The organism is Paraburkholderia yinzeri, from assembly GCF_046581065.1.
Taxonomy (GTDB): domain Bacteria; phylum Pseudomonadota; class Gammaproteobacteria; order Burkholderiales; family Burkholderiaceae; genus Paraburkholderia.
This window is the reverse complement of sequence record NZ_JBFOCJ010000001.1, coordinates 326,984-341,397: the sequence shown is the minus strand read 5'-3', so window position 1 is coordinate 341,397 and position 14,414 is coordinate 326,984. Positions and strand designations below refer to the sequence as shown.

General features: G+C 65.1%; 14 protein-coding genes and 1 tRNA gene. 2 read left to right on the top strand and 13 right to left on the bottom strand.

Features of this window, described 5'->3' with window-relative positions:
* Positions 1–73: 73 nt before the first annotated feature.
* The 5 genes from WJ542_RS01520 to WJ542_RS01500 form a co-directional block, all read right to left on the bottom strand.
* Positions 74–1,030: a ribose-phosphate pyrophosphokinase gene (locus WJ542_RS01520; RefSeq protein ID WP_027795928.1), complete on the bottom strand. Its 957-nt coding sequence runs from the start codon at positions 1,028–1,030 to the stop codon at positions 74–76.
* Between the two features lie 134 nt (positions 1,031–1,164).
* Positions 1,165–1,241, bottom strand: a tRNA-Gln gene (locus WJ542_RS01515).
* 53 nt (positions 1,242–1,294) lie between these two features.
* Positions 1,295–2,197, bottom strand: a complete 903-nt coding sequence (gene ispE / locus WJ542_RS01510; protein ID WP_411187221.1) for a 4-(cytidine 5'-diphospho)-2-C-methyl-D-erythritol kinase — start codon at positions 2,195–2,197, stop codon at positions 1,295–1,297.
* A 25-nt stretch (positions 2,198–2,222) separates the two neighbouring features.
* Complete coding sequence (gene lolB / locus WJ542_RS01505; protein WP_411187219.1) at positions 2,223–2,876, bottom strand: lipoprotein insertase outer membrane protein LolB; 654 nt, start codon at positions 2,874–2,876, stop codon at positions 2,223–2,225.
* On the bottom strand, positions 2,876–4,726 hold the full coding sequence (locus WJ542_RS01500) for a tetratricopeptide repeat protein (RefSeq protein ID WP_411187217.1): 1,851 nt from the start codon (positions 4,724–4,726) through the stop codon (positions 2,876–2,878). The genes lolB and WJ542_RS01500 overlap by 1 nt, the downstream gene beginning before the upstream one ends.
* Positions 4,727–4,861: 135 nt before the next feature.
* Between WJ542_RS01500 and mutM the strand changes: the two genes are divergently transcribed.
* A complete protein-coding gene (gene mutM, locus WJ542_RS01495; RefSeq protein WP_411187215.1) occupies positions 4,862–5,692 on the top strand; it encodes a bifunctional DNA-formamidopyrimidine glycosylase/DNA-(apurinic or apyrimidinic site) lyase in 831 nt (276 codons plus the stop codon).
* Positions 5,693–5,707: 15 nt separating this feature from the next.
* Positions 5,708–6,838, top strand: a complete 1,131-nt coding sequence (mutY, locus tag WJ542_RS01490) for an A/G-specific adenine glycosylase (protein WP_411187213.1) — start codon at positions 5,708–5,710, stop codon at positions 6,836–6,838.
* A 33-nt stretch (positions 6,839–6,871) separates the two neighbouring features.
* Here the strand turns inward: mutY and WJ542_RS01485 are convergent, their stop codons facing one another.
* The 8 genes from WJ542_RS01485 to lptA all read right to left on the bottom strand — a co-directional run bounded on the left by WJ542_RS01485 (position 6,872) and on the right by lptA (position 14,409).
* Positions 6,872–7,507 (bottom strand): LON peptidase substrate-binding domain-containing protein, encoded by a 636-nt coding sequence (locus tag WJ542_RS01485; protein WP_411187211.1) that lies wholly within the window; start codon positions 7,505–7,507, stop codon positions 6,872–6,874.
* 38 nt (positions 7,508–7,545) lie between these two features.
* Positions 7,546–8,439, bottom strand: coding sequence for an RNase adapter RapZ (rapZ, locus tag WJ542_RS01480; RefSeq protein WP_411187209.1), 894 nt, complete (start codon positions 8,437–8,439; stop codon positions 7,546–7,548).
* A gap of 159 nt (positions 8,440–8,598) precedes the next feature.
* The gene (gene hprK / locus WJ542_RS01475; RefSeq protein WP_411187208.1) at positions 8,599–9,567 is read right to left on the bottom strand and encodes an HPr(Ser) kinase/phosphatase; all 969 of its coding nucleotides are present in this window, start codon (positions 9,565–9,567) and stop codon (positions 8,599–8,601) included.
* A 136-nt stretch (positions 9,568–9,703) separates the two neighbouring features.
* Positions 9,704–10,159, bottom strand: coding sequence for a PTS IIA-like nitrogen regulatory protein PtsN (ptsN, locus tag WJ542_RS01470; protein ID WP_027795919.1), 456 nt, complete (start codon positions 10,157–10,159; stop codon positions 9,704–9,706).
* Between the two features lie 375 nt (positions 10,160–10,534).
* Entirely contained in the window at positions 10,535–10,891 is a 357-nt protein-coding gene (hpf, locus tag WJ542_RS01465; protein ID WP_411187206.1) for a ribosome hibernation-promoting factor, HPF/YfiA family, read from the bottom strand.
* Positions 10,892–11,067: 176 nt separating this feature from the next.
* Positions 11,068–12,582, bottom strand: a complete 1,515-nt coding sequence (locus WJ542_RS01460; RefSeq protein WP_411187204.1) for an RNA polymerase factor sigma-54 — start codon at positions 12,580–12,582, stop codon at positions 11,068–11,070.
* 337 nt (positions 12,583–12,919) lie between these two features.
* The gene (gene lptB / locus WJ542_RS01455) at positions 12,920–13,711 is read right to left on the bottom strand and encodes an LPS export ABC transporter ATP-binding protein (RefSeq protein WP_411187202.1); all 792 of its coding nucleotides are present in this window, start codon (positions 13,709–13,711) and stop codon (positions 12,920–12,922) included.
* Complete coding sequence (gene lptA / locus WJ542_RS01450) at positions 13,708–14,409, bottom strand: lipopolysaccharide transport periplasmic protein LptA (protein ID WP_411187200.1); 702 nt, start codon at positions 14,407–14,409, stop codon at positions 13,708–13,710. The genes lptB and lptA overlap by 4 nt, the downstream gene beginning before the upstream one ends.
* Positions 14,410–14,414 lie beyond the last annotated feature (5 nt).

Sequence of the window (14,414 nt, the reverse complement as noted above, 5' to 3'; positions counted from 1 at the left end):
AAGCTACGTCCGCTCGCGCCGATTACGCTAAAGCGCGGCATCCTTGCGAATGCCGCGCTTGACGCGCGAATACTTAACTTTCCGCGAAAAGCGACATCACCGAATCGCCGCGGCGGATGCGCGAGAACGTTTCGGCCAAGAGACCCGCGCTCGTGAGCGAGCGGATCTTGGCGCAGGCGCGTGCTTCCGCGCCCAGCGGAATCGTGTCGGTCACCACCAGTTCGTCGAGCGCCGAAGCGGCGATACGCTCGCCCGCGCCACCCGAGAGCACCGGGTGCGTGGCGTAGGCGAACACCTTCTTCGCGCCGCGCTCCTTGAGCACCTGCGCCGCCTTGCAGAGCGTGCCCGCGGTGTCGACCATGTCGTCCATGATCACGCAGGTGCGGCCTTCGACTTCACCGATGATGTTCATCACTTCGGCGACGTTCGCTTTCGGACGGCGCTTGTCGATGATCGCGAGGTCGCAGTTGAGCTGCTTCGCGAGCGCTCGTGCACGAACCACGCCACCGACGTCCGGCGACACGACCAGCAGGTTCTCGTAGCTCTGCTTGCGCAGGTCGCCGAGCAGAACGGGCGTCGCGTAAATATTGTCGACGGGAATGTCGAAGAAGCCCTGAATCTGGTCGGCGTGCAGATCCATCGTGATGATCCGCTCGACGCCGGCGATTTCCAGCATGTTCGCCACGACCTTCGCCGAGATGGCGACGCGCGCCGAACGCGGGCGGCGGTCCTGGCGGGCATAGCCGAAATAGGGGATGGCAGCGGTGATCCGGCCCGCGGATGCGCGCTTGAGCGCATCGACCATGATCATCAGTTCCATCAGGTTGTCGTTGGTCGGCGCGCAGGTGGACTGCAGGACGAAGACGTCCTTGCCGCGCACGTTTTCCTGGATTTCGACCTGGATCTCACCGTCGGAGAAGCGGCTAACCATAGCCTTGCCGAGGGGAATACCGAGGATCTTGACGACTTCCTGTGCAAGCGCGGGATTTGCGTTGCCAGTAAAAACCATCAGGCCGTCATGGCTGCTCATCATGCACCTGCTGCGGACTTGGGAGGGCGAGAGGAACTACATGCGCTTTACGACGCGACCGGCTGCCACTGCGAACCACTGAGCGGAGCATTGTGAGCAATGGTGCCCGGCTGCGTTGTAACCGCTGGAATATTTGGCAGGGGAGGAAGGACTCGAACCCTCGCATGCCGGAATCAAAATCCGGTGCCTTAACCAACTTGGCGACTCCCCTACACTTAACTTTGCGCTTCGCTGAACGGGTAGGGCCGCTCAACGATGCTGAAACTATGCCGCGAAAGCGAAGAGTGGATGTGTGTCCAGGCTCGAAGCTACAGCGCTGCGCCAGACATCCGGCAGTTGCGCCTGCACCGCTTCCGCTTCTGCCCGGCTGGCGAACGCTGCAAAAACGCTTGCACCCGATCCGGTCATCCGCGCCGGTGCGATGTTGTTCGAGACATTGCAGCCATTCTCAAACCATCCAAGCACCTGCGCTACTTCCGCGTATTTTCCTGCGACAACCGCTTGCATATCGTTCCGGCCAAAACTATCTGGCCATCCCTTCTGCGCCGCTTGCTGTGCAAGAAAGACTGCTATTGTGCAAGGCTTTGTGTCCCTTGTCAACGAATTTTCCGAGAAAATCGCGGCAGTTGGGACATGTACCTGCGGCGTCACGACCAAAAAATGACGCGCGGGCAATTGTACCGCCTCGAGTGCCTCGCCAACACCCTCCGCGAACGCATTTTTCCCGAACACGAAGAACGGCACGTCGGCGCCCAGTTTCAGCGCGAGCGCCTGCAGTTCGGCGCGTGTCAGATTGAGCTTCCACAGGCGGTTGAGCGCGAGCAGGGTGGTTGCCGCGTCCGAGCTGCCGCCACCCAGGCCGGCGCCCATCGGCAGGCGCTTTTCGATGTCGATTTCGACGCCTTCCTGCGTACCCGTGTACTGCTTGAGCAGCGTGGCGGCGCGCACCGTGAGGTCCTGTTCCGCGGGAACGCCGGCCACTTCGGTCGTGCGCGCGATGCGGCCGTCGTTGCGGCGCTTGAAGTGCAGCGTGTCGCCCCAGTCGAGCAACTGGAACACGGACTGCAGGTTGTGATAACCGTCCGGGCGGCGGCCGGTGATGTGGAGGAAGAGATTGAGTTTTGCCGGCGCGAGGCAGTCGCGCAGCGAGTCCTGGGTTTCAGTCATGATGCGGATGGCGGGTGCGGCCAGTTTATTGGTCGAGCACGAGCTTGATTTCCAGCGGCGGGTCTTCGCGCGTGAGGTTCACGCGCTTGACGCCGGTGGCGGGTGCGTCGGCATAGGCGAGATAGTTTATCGTCCACCCGTCCTGTTCGATCTGGGCGAGGTGCGATGGATCTTGCGGATCGGCTGTCGTATGCGCGCGCGAGGTGGGCGCGACCGTGGGCTGCAGCCAATAGCGCAGGCCTTCGACCGGCAGCGCGAAGCCAAGCGCCTGCTGCATCAGCGTCCCGACGTTGTCGGCGATGATGGGGTCACGGTTCGGCAGTTCGAGCATCGCTTGCGCCGGCGACGATGTGATGATCGCAAGCGTCTGTCCGATCGGATTGAGCAGTTGCAGCGTCACGGTCGAGTCGGTTTCGCGCCAGTCGAAATTGCCGTACGCATTGCGCTGCTGACCATTCTGGTCGACGTATTGCGCCGCGAAGCGGCCGTGGTAGGCGCGGGTCGTCTGCGTGGTGAGCGAGGTGGTCGCGTTCGAGGTCGAGGGCTGATGCGGCGGCGTTGCGCAGCCCGCGAGCGCAAGCAGGGCGGCCGCCGCCACACCGAGCACCGGGCGCCGCAGGAAGCGGGCGCTGAACAGGACCGGCGCGGCGGGGCGGAAGGTCGATCGGTTATCTGCCATCAGAGATCGTTCGTCTGCACCTGGAAGCGCTTGAGCGTCTTCAGGAGCGTGTCGTTATCGGGTTCGAGCTTGAGGGCCTCGCGCCAGGCCTCGCGTGCGCCGCTCTGGTCGCCGTTCTCCCACAGCACCTCGCCCAGGTGCGCGCCGATCTCGGCGTTCGGCTGCATATCGTAGGCCTTGCGCAGGAGCTTGATAGCTTCGGCGTTGTCGCCAAGGCGGTACTTCACCCAGCCCACGCTGTCCAGGATGTACGCGTCGTTCGGCGCGAGCGCCGACGCTTTCTCGACCAGCTTGTCCGCTTCCTGCAGGCGCAGGTTGCGGTCTGCGAGGGAATAGCCGAGCGCGTTGTACGCTTGCGGATTGTCGGGCTGCGTCTTGATCAGCTTGCGCAACTGGGTTTCCATGACGTCGTAATGGCCGTTCTTCTCGGCGGACATCGCGTAGTCATAGGTGAGATCGGGGTCGTCGGGGAAATCCGTGACGGCCTTCGCGAGGCGGGCTTCCGCTTCCGGATAGCGCTTCGCGTCGAACAGGATCGCGGCGTCCGTGCGCGCGATCAGCGCCTGATCGCGCGGATCGTCGGTCTGGATGCTCGCGAGCTGGCGGCGCGCGTCGTCGACCTTGCCTTCCTTTTCGTAGATCTGCGCGCGCGTGATCTGCGCCGGGACGTACTGCTGGCTGTTCGGGTCGATCTTGTCGAGCCATTTCTGCGCCGTGTCGTCGTCCTTCTGTTCGATCGCGAGCTGTGCGAGGTAGATGTAGCCCTGGCCCGGGTCCGCGCCCGGCGTTTTTTCCGCGAGCTGCGTGTACTGCGTCAGATTCTTTTGCGCGACGTCGTAGTGCTTCTGCTGCACGGCGATGAGCGCGAGGGCCATATACGGCATCAGGTCGTTCGGGTTGTCCTTGCGCAGGATCTCGAACTGCTTCTGGGCGTCGTCGAGCCGGTCGGCCGCAAGGTAAGTCTGCGCGAGCGCGAGATGTCCCTCATGCGACTTCGGGTTCTGCTGCACGTACTTCTCGATCGCGGCGATGCCTTCGCTGCGCTCTTCCGGGCCCATTTGCGCCAGCATCAGCGCGGCGGGCAGGTAATCGGGCTTGATCGTGAGCGCCTGCTCGAACGACTTGCGCGCGCCGGCCACGTCGTCGGCGAGCAGTTGTTGACGGCCGATCGCGAGCTGTGCCTCGGGCCGGTCCATGTCGTTCTTGAGCAGATCCTTCAGCACGGTCAGGCCGCCGGCGCGGTTCGGGCCGCGCGAGAGCAGCAACTGCAGCGACACCACCGCGGCTCCGCGGTTGTCCGCCGGCACGGCCGCAAGTTCGCGCGCGAGCAGCGGCTCGGCGTCTTCGGGGCGGCCGGAGAGCACGAGCAGCGAAGCGTCCAGTTGCGCGGCACGCTCCGAATCGGGGGCGTACTGTTGCCAGAGCTGGGCCGCGTTCAGCGCGTCGGACGGGCTTTGCGCCGCGAGCGCGACTTCCGTCGCGCGCTGCGCAAAGCGCGGATCGTGCGTGTCGCGCGCAAGCGCGAGGTAAGTCTGGTATGCGGGCGCCGGCTCGTCGCGCTGAAGCGCAATTTCCGCGGCGAGCACCTGGAAGACGATCTGGCTCGTCAGCGGGACGTCGGGCAGATCCTTCTTTTCGTTGGCGCTCACTTCTCCCAACATGTCCGGCATCGAGACGGAAGTGTCGTCCGTGTCGGGGGCCTGATCCTGCGCCCAGGCGCCTGGTGCGGTCAACGCCCAGGCCGCGAGCACCGCCACGCCGATGAGGCGGCGGGCACCGATGGCGACGGGCAGGCGCGCCGCCACGGCGGACGAGCGCTTCGCAAACAGCTTTACGAAAGACAGTTCCATGGAATTCCGTCGAATGTTTCGGTCGATTGTAACGCGCTGGCTACAATACGCGCACAACGCACACACACCGATTATGCAAGTTGCAGACCAACCCCGCTTTGCCACCCGGCTCGACGTTCAACATACCCGTTAGACATGCCAGAACTCCCCGAAGTTGAAGTCACTCGCCGAGGTATCGAGCCGTGGGTTGCGGGCCGCCGCGTCGAGCGCGTGGAGGTGCGCAACCCCGCGCTGCGCTGGCCCGTGCCGGCCGCGCTCGCGCGCGCGCTGCGCGGCCAGACGATCCGCTCCGTGGGGCGGCGCGGCAAGTATCTGCTGTTCGAGGTCGAGGATGGCTGGTTCATCGTCCATCTCGGGATGACCGGGACGTTGCGCGTGCTACGTAACCTGCCGAAGCCGCCCGTCGCCGAAAAGCACGATCACGTCGACTGGCTCTTCGACGACTTTACGCTGCGCTTTCGCGATCCGCGCCGTTTCGGCGCCGTGCTCTGGCATCCGCGCGAGGCGGGCGACGTGCTTGGCCATCCGCTCCTCGCGGGACTCGGCATCGAGCCGTTCATGCCGGCCTTCGACGGCGCGCTGCTCTACCGCGAGACGCGCGGCCGCAAGGTTTCCGTCAAGCAGGCGTTGCTGGCCGGCGATATCGTCGTCGGGGTTGGCAATATTTACGCGTCGGAGAGTCTCTTTCGCGCGGGCATCCGGCCAACCACGCCCGCGGGCCGCGTCTCGCTCGCGCGTTACGAATTGCTTGCGGACGCCGTGCGCGCCGTGCTCGCCTCGGCCATCGAGAAGGGCGGCAGCACGCTGCGCGATTTCGTCGGCAGCAACGGCGAGAGCGGCTATTTCCAGCTCGAATATTTCGTCTATGACCGCAAGGGCCAGCCATGCCGCGTGTGCGGCACGCCGATCCGGCAGATCGTGCAGGGCCAGCGATCCACTTTTTTCTGTCCGCGCTGCCAGCGCTGAGCTTCCGGTTTCGCCATGTATCGTTCTTCGTCCACGTCCACCGCGCTGCCTGCCGGCGTCTATCCGCCCGAACTGATCGAGAGCTTCGCGCCGCGCCTGATCGCGTGGCAGCGCGAGCACGGCCGCCATGATCTGCCGTGGCAGAACACGCGCGACGCCTATCGCATCTGGCTCTCGGAAATCATGCTGCAGCAGACCCAGGTCAGCACCGTGATTCCGTACTACGCGCGCTTTCTCGAACGCTTTCCCACGGTCGAGGCGCTCGCCGCCGCGCCGCTCGATGACGTGATGGCGCTGTGGGCCGGGCTCGGCTACTACACGCGTGCGCGCAATCTGCATCGCTGCGCGCAGGCCGTCGCGCAGGAGCACGGCGGCCGGTTTCCCCCGACGGTCGAGGGCCTCGCCGAACTGCCCGGCATCGGCCGTTCGACGGCGGCGGCCATTGCGTCGTTCGCGTTCGGCGCGCGCGCGACGATACTCGACGGCAACGTGAAGCGCGTGCTCGCACGCGTGTACGGGGTGGAGGGATTTCCGGGCGAGAAGCGCGTGGAGAACGCGATGTGGACGCTCGCCGAATCGATCGTGCCTGGCGCCGACGCGAGCGACGCGGACGTGAGCGCGTACACGCAGGGGCTCATGGATCTCGGCGCGACGCTGTGCGGGCGCGGCAAGCCCGACTGCGCACGCTGCCCGTTCGCGGAAGACTGCGTGGCGAATACGACCGGGCGTCAGCGCGAACTGCCCGCGGCGCGCCCGAAGAAGACTGTGCCGACGCGCCGCACGTGGATGCTCGTGCTGCTGGACGGCGACACGGTGATGCTCGAAAAGCGCCCGCCGACCGGCATCTGGGGCGGTCTCTGGAGCCTGCCTGAAGCCGCCGACGAAGCGGCGCTCGCCGAGCGTGCGCAATCGTTCGGCGGAGCGGGCCAGGCTTCGCCGCTCGCGCCGTTCTCGCATACGTTCACGCACTTCAAGCTCGACATCGAGCCGCGCGTGGTCGAACTCGCGCGCGAGATGAGGCCGACGTCGGCACTGGAGCTCAACGATGGGCAGACTGCATGGGTCGCGCTGCGCGAGATCGACGCGTTCGGTGTGCCCGCGCCGGTGCGCAAACTGCTCGACGGGTTGCGCGGTTCGCTGATCTGACGCCCGCGCCGATGGTTTGCTGCGATGCGCGTATCAGAGCAACTGATGCTGCTGCATGTAGTGATGCACGATGTCGATGCGCGCGCCGGCATCGGGCAGTTCCATCAGTTTCTGTCGCGCGCGCATGGCGATCGGCAGCACTTCGGCGAGGCGGTTGGAGACCCACGAAGGATCGTCGAAGCGGAACGGTTCCGCGAAAGGCACGCTGGCCGCATCGCGTTCGCGGATCGTCGCGATGATGCGTTCCAGCACTTCCGCGCAGGCGCCGCAGCGCGCGAGCCGTTCCGTGCCTTCGAGCGGGATGTCCGCGGGCAGCGGTTCGGCCATGCCGACGAGGAGGCCGTCGGCTTCTCCACGATGCGAGAGCAGCCGGAAGCGCCGCGTGCCGCGCGCGCGGATCAGCAGCATGCCGAAGCCTTCCGCGTCGCATTGCTCGATCTCGGCGAGACAGCCGATATCTTCGGGCACCGAAGGTTCGTCGTGCTGCGCTACCTCGCCGCCGCTCTTGAGCAGGCACACGCCGAACGGCGTGTGCTCTCGCAGACACTTGCTGACCATGTCCAGATAACGCGCTTCGAAGATCTTCAGCGGCAGCAGGCCGCCGGGGAAGAGCACCGTATGCAGCGGAAAGAGCGGCAAATCGGCGAGCACGGCAGGAGACGAGGACATGGCGGAGCGCTTTCGGTCAAGGCCCGCATGCGGGCCAGTTAGGCTATCAGCCGGGACGACTCCCCAACATCGAGTGGGGCGTCGCGGTGACGCACGATGACGTTCGATTCGCCCGCAAAGCGCGTGGCCAGGGTCTGGGCGATGTAGACCGAGCGATGCTGGCCGCCCGTGCAGCCGATCGCGACGGTCAGATAGCTGCGGTTGTCCGCGCGGAAATGCGGCAGCCACTTCGCGACGAACGTGTAGATGTCGTCGATCATTTCGTGAACGGCCGGCTGTGCGCGCAGGAAGTCGATCACGGGTTGGTCGAGTCCCGTGAGCGGGCGCAGGCGCTGGTCGTAATGCGGATTGGGCAGCGTACGCACGTCGAACACGAGATCCGCGTCGAGCGGCACGCCGCGCTTGAAACCGAACGATTCGAAGGTGAGCATGAGCGAGCCGCGCTCGCCTTCGACGAATGCCTTCACCCACGCGCGCAGCGCATTGGCGTTCAGGTTGCTCGTATCGACCTGGTGTCCGAACTCGGCGAGATTCGCGACGAGCTCGCGTTCGTGCTCGATGGCTTCTTCGAGCGACTTCAGCATGCCGACATTCGCGTCGTGTGCGGCCGATCCGGAAAGCGGATGGCGGCGGCGCGTTTCGGAGAACCGCTGGATCAGCGACTGGGTGCTCGCGTTGAGGAACAGCACGCGCACGTCGTGCCGGCGCGCGAGGTCGCGCATCATCTCCGGCATTTCTTCGAACGACGAACTCGAACGCGCGTCGATAGCGACGGCGAGGCGTTCGTAGCCGTCGTCGGAGAGAGATTGGGCGAGTTGCGGCAGAAGGCGCGGGGGCAGGTTGTCGACGCAGAAGTAGCCGACGTCTTCGAGCGCGGTCAGCGCAACCGACTTGCCGGAACCCGAGATACCGGTGATCAGGATGATACGCATGGGGAAGTCGATGGACCTGATTAGGCCATCATAGCATCGGACCCGCCCGCAGGCGATGGCGGTCCGGGCAAGGGACGCCGCCCGGCAGAGGCGCAAACGCCCCTGCAGAAAGCGTGCGCAGACCTTCCGCGCATTCGGCGTACTCGCGTACTCGTACTGTCAGATCAGCTTGCCGGGAAACTGGCTGTCCGGGTCCTGCATGGCGAGACGCTGGCGGTCCATGAAGTCGCGCAGCGTGTCGATGCCGCGCAGTTGCAGGATCGTGTTGCGCACGGCGGCCTCGACCAGCACCGCGAGGTTGCGGCCGGCCGCCACCTGGATCGTCACCTTGCTGATGGGCAGGCCCAGCACGTCCACGGTCTGGCTTTCGAGCGGCAGGCGCTGGAATTCGCCGTCCGGGCGGCGCACGAGCTGGACGATGAGCTTGAGCTTCATCTTCCGGCGCACCGCGGTTTCGCCGAAGATCGTCTTGATGTCGAGAAGGCCGAGGCCGCGCACTTCGAGCAGGTTTTGCAGGAGCGGCGGGCAGCGGCCTTCGACGAAATCGGGGCCGAGGCGCACGAAGTCGACGGCGTCGTCGGCGACGAGGCCGTGGCCGCGGCTGATGAGTTCGAGGCCCAGTTCGCTCTTGCCGAGGCCCGAGTCGCCCGTGAGCAGCACGCCCATGCCCAGGATGTCGAGGAACACGCCGTGCAGCGTCGCGCGCGGCGCGAGGATGCGCGACATGTAAAGGCGCAGGCTGTCGATGACGGTCGCTGCCGACATGGGCGTGGTGAAGAGCGGCGTGGACGAGCGCGTGCAGCGCAGGACCAGTTCGGGCGGCGCGGTCATGCCGTCCGCTACGACGAGGAACGGCGGTTCGAGGGCGATCAGCTCGGCCATGTGGCGCGAGCGGGCTTCGTCGGTCTGGCGCTGGTAGTAGTGGATTTCGGCGTCGCCGAGCACCTGGATGCGGTTCGGGTGGATCAGGTTCAGGTGGCCGACGAGGTCCGCGCTTGCCGTGGCCGTCGCCACCGTCTCGGCCGAAAAGCCGCGTTCCCAGCCTTCGTGCCCCGTCAGCCAGCTGAGCTTCAGCGTGGTGGCGTTGTCGTCGAAGATGCTTTGGGCGTTGATGCTGGAAGTATCCATGAGTCGGTGACTCCGCGAAGACTCGGGTTTAGGGCCGCGACGTTTCGGGCCGCGCGCCGCTCGCTTGCCGCTGCGGCCGGCCAGGCTCCGTGCGAGGCGCCCGGCGAGGCCGTACCGCGCGATGTGGCCCGTTACATCAAGGTTGCCACTGGGTGAGCAGGCGATGCAACGTTTCGCGGTCCTGTTCCGTATGCAGACGCTCGCGCGTCTCGCGATCCGACAGCAATTGTGCGATCTCGGACAGGATTTCAAGATGCTGCTGCGTGGCCTGTTCGGGCACGAGCAGGAAGATGAGGAGCGAGACAGGCTGGCCGTCGGGCGCTTCGAATGCGATGGGCTCGGCGAGGCGCACGAAAGCGGCGAGCGGCTGCTTCAAGCCCTTGATGCGGCCATGCGGAATGGCGACACCTTCACCGAGGCCGGTGGAGCCGAGGCGCTCGCGCGCGAACAGATTGTCGGTAACCGTACTGCGGGCGATGCCGTTCTGGTTTTCGAAGATCAGTCCAGCTTGTTCGAAGACGCGCTTCTTGCTGGTGACGGACAGGCCGACGACGACGTTCTCGATGGGAAGTATTTTGGCTAAACGATTCATGTTGGCAGGCGAAAACGTGGCCTGAATGCTCCTCACCCCGGCAATTGGCGCGAAATCCGGCGCCTTGCTGCACGCCCCGAAGACGCATGTGATTCTCGCGGCGAAGCCGGTGCCGGGACCGTGGGGACGTCACGCCCCGAAAACGACTGGACCATTATAGAACAAGCGTACGGACGGATGGTGCGATGCGCCATGCATCAGTGCAACCGATAATGCCTGGTTGCACCAGGTTCTACTGTTCGCTCTCCTCTATGCATGAAAAAGCCGCCCTTGCAGGGGCGGCTCATGCTGTTTGGGGCCGGATCGTCAGTCGCCCATCGGCCACCTTGATCGATCCGGCCGAACCCGCCGCGAGCAAGCGCGGGTTCGCGGGGATTACTGTGGGGGGACTTCGGCGGAAGGTGCGGGCTGGTACTTCAGCGACTCGTGCTGGTGGCCTTGCATCCGATCCTTGTGGCGGACGACCTGGCGGTCGAGCTTGTCGACCACGAGATCGATGGCGGCGTACATGTCGCCGTTTGCGCTCTCCACGAAAATGTCCTTGCCCTTCAGATGAAGGTTCATTTCAACCTTCTGTCTCTTATCCTTTTCCTTGTAGTTGTCGACCGAGAGGACCACATTGCCATCGATTACCTGATCGAAATGTCTTAGCACCCTGTCCAGTTTGGTGATCACGTATTCTCGCAACGCTGGCGTTACTTCGAGATGGTGTCCACTGATCTTCAAGTTCATAGTGCAACTCCTGGCTAATAACCGCCTTACGCATCATGCGTGGCGACGCCGGTCGACTGGTGGAACCGCGTGAGGCTTCCCCGAAAAGGCCTGCGCGACGGACTACCTCGGCCGGCCTTCGCCGCCAGATGGCGCCGCGGCCGGAAAGTGCCCGTGCCGGTCGAGCCGGCAACAGGCTAAAGAGACTTGCGCAGATTGACTGCCGGAATCTTGAGTGCCTCGCGATATTTCGCAACGGTGCGCCGCGCGACCACGAAGCCCTGTTCCGCCAGCAGTTCGGCTATGCGGCTGTCCGAAAGGGGGGATTTAGGGTTCTCGGCTCCTATCAATTGTTTGATGAGTGCGCGGATGGCCGTGGATGACGCCGCGCCTCCCGTGTCCGTTGATACGTGCGATCCGAAGAAGTACTTAAATTCAAGTGTCCCGAATGGAGTCAGCATGTATTTACCGGTTGTCACACGCGAGACAGTTGATTCGTGTAGGCCCAGCGTATCAGCAATCTCCCTCAAAACCAAGGGGCGCATGGCGATTTCGCCGTGCACAAAAAAGTTCTTCTGCCGCTCGACAATGGCCTGTGCGACGCGCAGGATCGTCTCGAAGCGCTGCTGAATGTTCTTGATGAGCCAGCGCGCTTCCTGCAGTTGCTGACGCAGCGAGCCGCTACCCGGGTCGCCCCGGTTGTTGCGCAGGATGTTCGCGTAAAGATGGTTGATACGCAGCTTCGGCACGACTTCCGGGTTCAGTTCGGCATGCCAGTTCTGGCCCATCTTCCTGACGATGATGTCCGGCACCACGTAGTCCGCTTCGGCCTTGCCGTAGGCCGCGCCCGGAAACGGCTCCAGCGAGCGGATCAGCCCATGCGCTTCGCGCAGCTCGTCGTCGCCCGTCTTCAGTTGTTTGCGCAACCGCGTGAAGTCGCGGGCGGCGAGCAGTTCCAGATGATTCGACACGATCTCCAGCGCGAGCGTGCGCGTGGGGGTCGATTCGATGCGTAGCAACTGGAGCTTGAGGCATTCCGACGCCGAGCGCGCGCCCACGCCCGCCGGGTCGAAGCTGTGCAGGAGCGCGAGGGCGGCGTTCAGTTCGTCCCCGTCGACTTCGAGTTCTTCGGGGATGTCGGCGAGGATTTCCTCGCACGTTGCGCTCAGATAGCCGTCGTCGTCGAGCGACTCGATCAGGAACGTGATGAGCGCCCGGTCGCGCGGGCTCGCCTGCGTCACGCGCAACTGCGCCATCAGGTGATCGCGCAGCGTGGTGGTGGATTCGTGGATTTGCAGCGGGGGAAGATCGTCGTCGTCCGAGGCACCGCCGGGGCGGCCGTAGTCGTCGAGGTTCCATTGGCTCGCGTCGCCGTTCGCGTCGGAGCCAAGACCGTCGTATTCGTCCACGCCCCGCGGCTCGCCGTCGCCGCCTTCGCTGCCGTTTGCCGAGGAACTCGAGGTCGTGGACGGCCCCGGCGCGCCATCGCCCGCCGGCGCGGGCGGCTGCGCGATCAGCGAGCCGTCGGCGGCAACACGCAGCGGGCTCGCGATCCAGTCGTCGTCGTTCTCGAGCAGGGGATTCTGCGAGATCGCCGTCGCCACTTCCTGCTGCAGTTCGAGCGTCGACAACTGCAGCAGCCGGATGGACTGTTGCAGTTGCGGGGTCAGCGCAAGATGCTGCGAGAGGCGGAGTTGGAGGCTGGCTTTCATGGCAGTGTGCGATTCATTGTAAAGAGTTTGCCACGCCCGCGATACCACGCAAAATCCACGAAAATACGCGTGCGCCGCGATGGTGCGGCCCCAAATCGTCGGTCGGGCAAGGCAGCGGTCCCGGGCCGCGAAGCAGCCGGCAATGCGACCTGAAAACAGGCGATCAAGCATGGCACCAGCGCCGCCCGCCTGTACGCCAGCCGGGCGTACTTGCCCGCGCGTTGGCGCGTGCTTGCGGCACACGGGCGCGCCGAGCGGGAAACAGGAGATGAGGATTCGGGAATGCGCGGCGCATAGCCGCACGGCGGGGGGCGCGCAGTGCGCCACCCCGCGCGGATTACATGCGGAAGTGTTCGCCGAGGTAGACGCGGCGCACGCTCTCGTTTTCGATGATCTCGCCGGGTGCGCCGGCGGCGAGCACCGTACCGTCGCTGATGATGTACGCGTGGTCGCAGATGCCGAGCGTTTCGCGCACGTTGTGGTCGGTGATCAGCACGCCGATGTTGCGCTGCTTCAGGAACTTCACGATCTTCTGGATTTCCAGCACGGCGATCGGGTCGACGCCCGCGAACGGTTCGTCGAGCAGGATGAAGCTCGGGTCGGTCGCGAGCGCCCGCGCGATTTCCACGCGCCGCCGCTCGCCGCCGGAGAGCGACAGGGCCGGATTCTCGCGCAGGTGCGCGATCTGCAGCTCGTCGAGCAGGGCTTCGGCGCGTTCCGTGATGATGTCTTTCGACAGCCGCTTGCCGTTCATGTCGACCTGCAGCTCGAGCACCGCGCGAATGTTTTCTTCGACGGTGAGCTTACGGAACACCGACGCTTCCTGCGGCAGGTACGAGAGGCCGAGCGAAGCGCGCTTGTGGATCGGCAGGAGGCTGATGGACTGGCCGTCGAGGTCGATCTCGCCCGCGTCGAGCGGCACGAGGCCGACGATCATATAGAACGACGTGGTCTTGCCGGCGCCGTTGGGGCCCAGCAGTCCGACCACCTCGCCGCTTTTCACGTCGAGCGAGACGTCCTTGACGACCGTGCGCGAGCCGTAGCGCTTCTTGAGGTTGCGCACGACGAGCGAGCTGGTTTTGCCGGCCAGTTGCCGGCCATGGCTTTGCGGAGCGGTTACGGCGTTCATTGCTGCGGCGCTCCCTGCAACGAAGTCGAAGGCGCGAGCGGGACCGAGGCGCCCGTGAGCGGCTGGGCGCCGCCGTTGCGCGGCGAGAGCATCGCGCGCACGCGGCCCGTGGGGTTGCCGGGACCCGCGACGTCCTTGCCGGACTTCGCCGTGTAGAAGTCGTTCTGGCCGTCGTAGGTGACGACGCTGCCGTGAACCGTGTCCATCACGGTCGAGAGGCCCTGCAGGCGGCGCACCGTGGCGCGCGTCGTGAGCGTGGTCAGGTCCTGCTTGCCGTCGTAGTCGATGCGCTCGGCGGTGCCGTCGACGTATTCGTCGATGCCCTCGCGCTTCTGGCGGAAGTAGGCGAGGTTGGCGTCGGGGGTGTCCGGCGCCACCGTGCCGGTGGCGTACTGGTAGCCCTGCGGGTCCTGGGTCACCACGACCTTGTCGGCCTTGATCAGAATCGTGCCCTTCGTGGCGACCACGTGACCAGTGAAGATGGTCTCTTGTTTCAGATCGTCGTAGGTCATGTTGTCCGCTTCGATGTTGAGCGGCTTGTCCTTGTCGGCACGCTCGGCATGCGCGGCGGGCGCGTAGCCCGCGAGCGGCAGCGCCACGCACAGCGTGGTCAGCGCGGCCAGCGCGCCGAGAAGGGCGCGGCGCACGCGCGCGGCGCGCAGGGCGCCGGACGGAGGACGGGGATGCGATACGTTCATGCAGT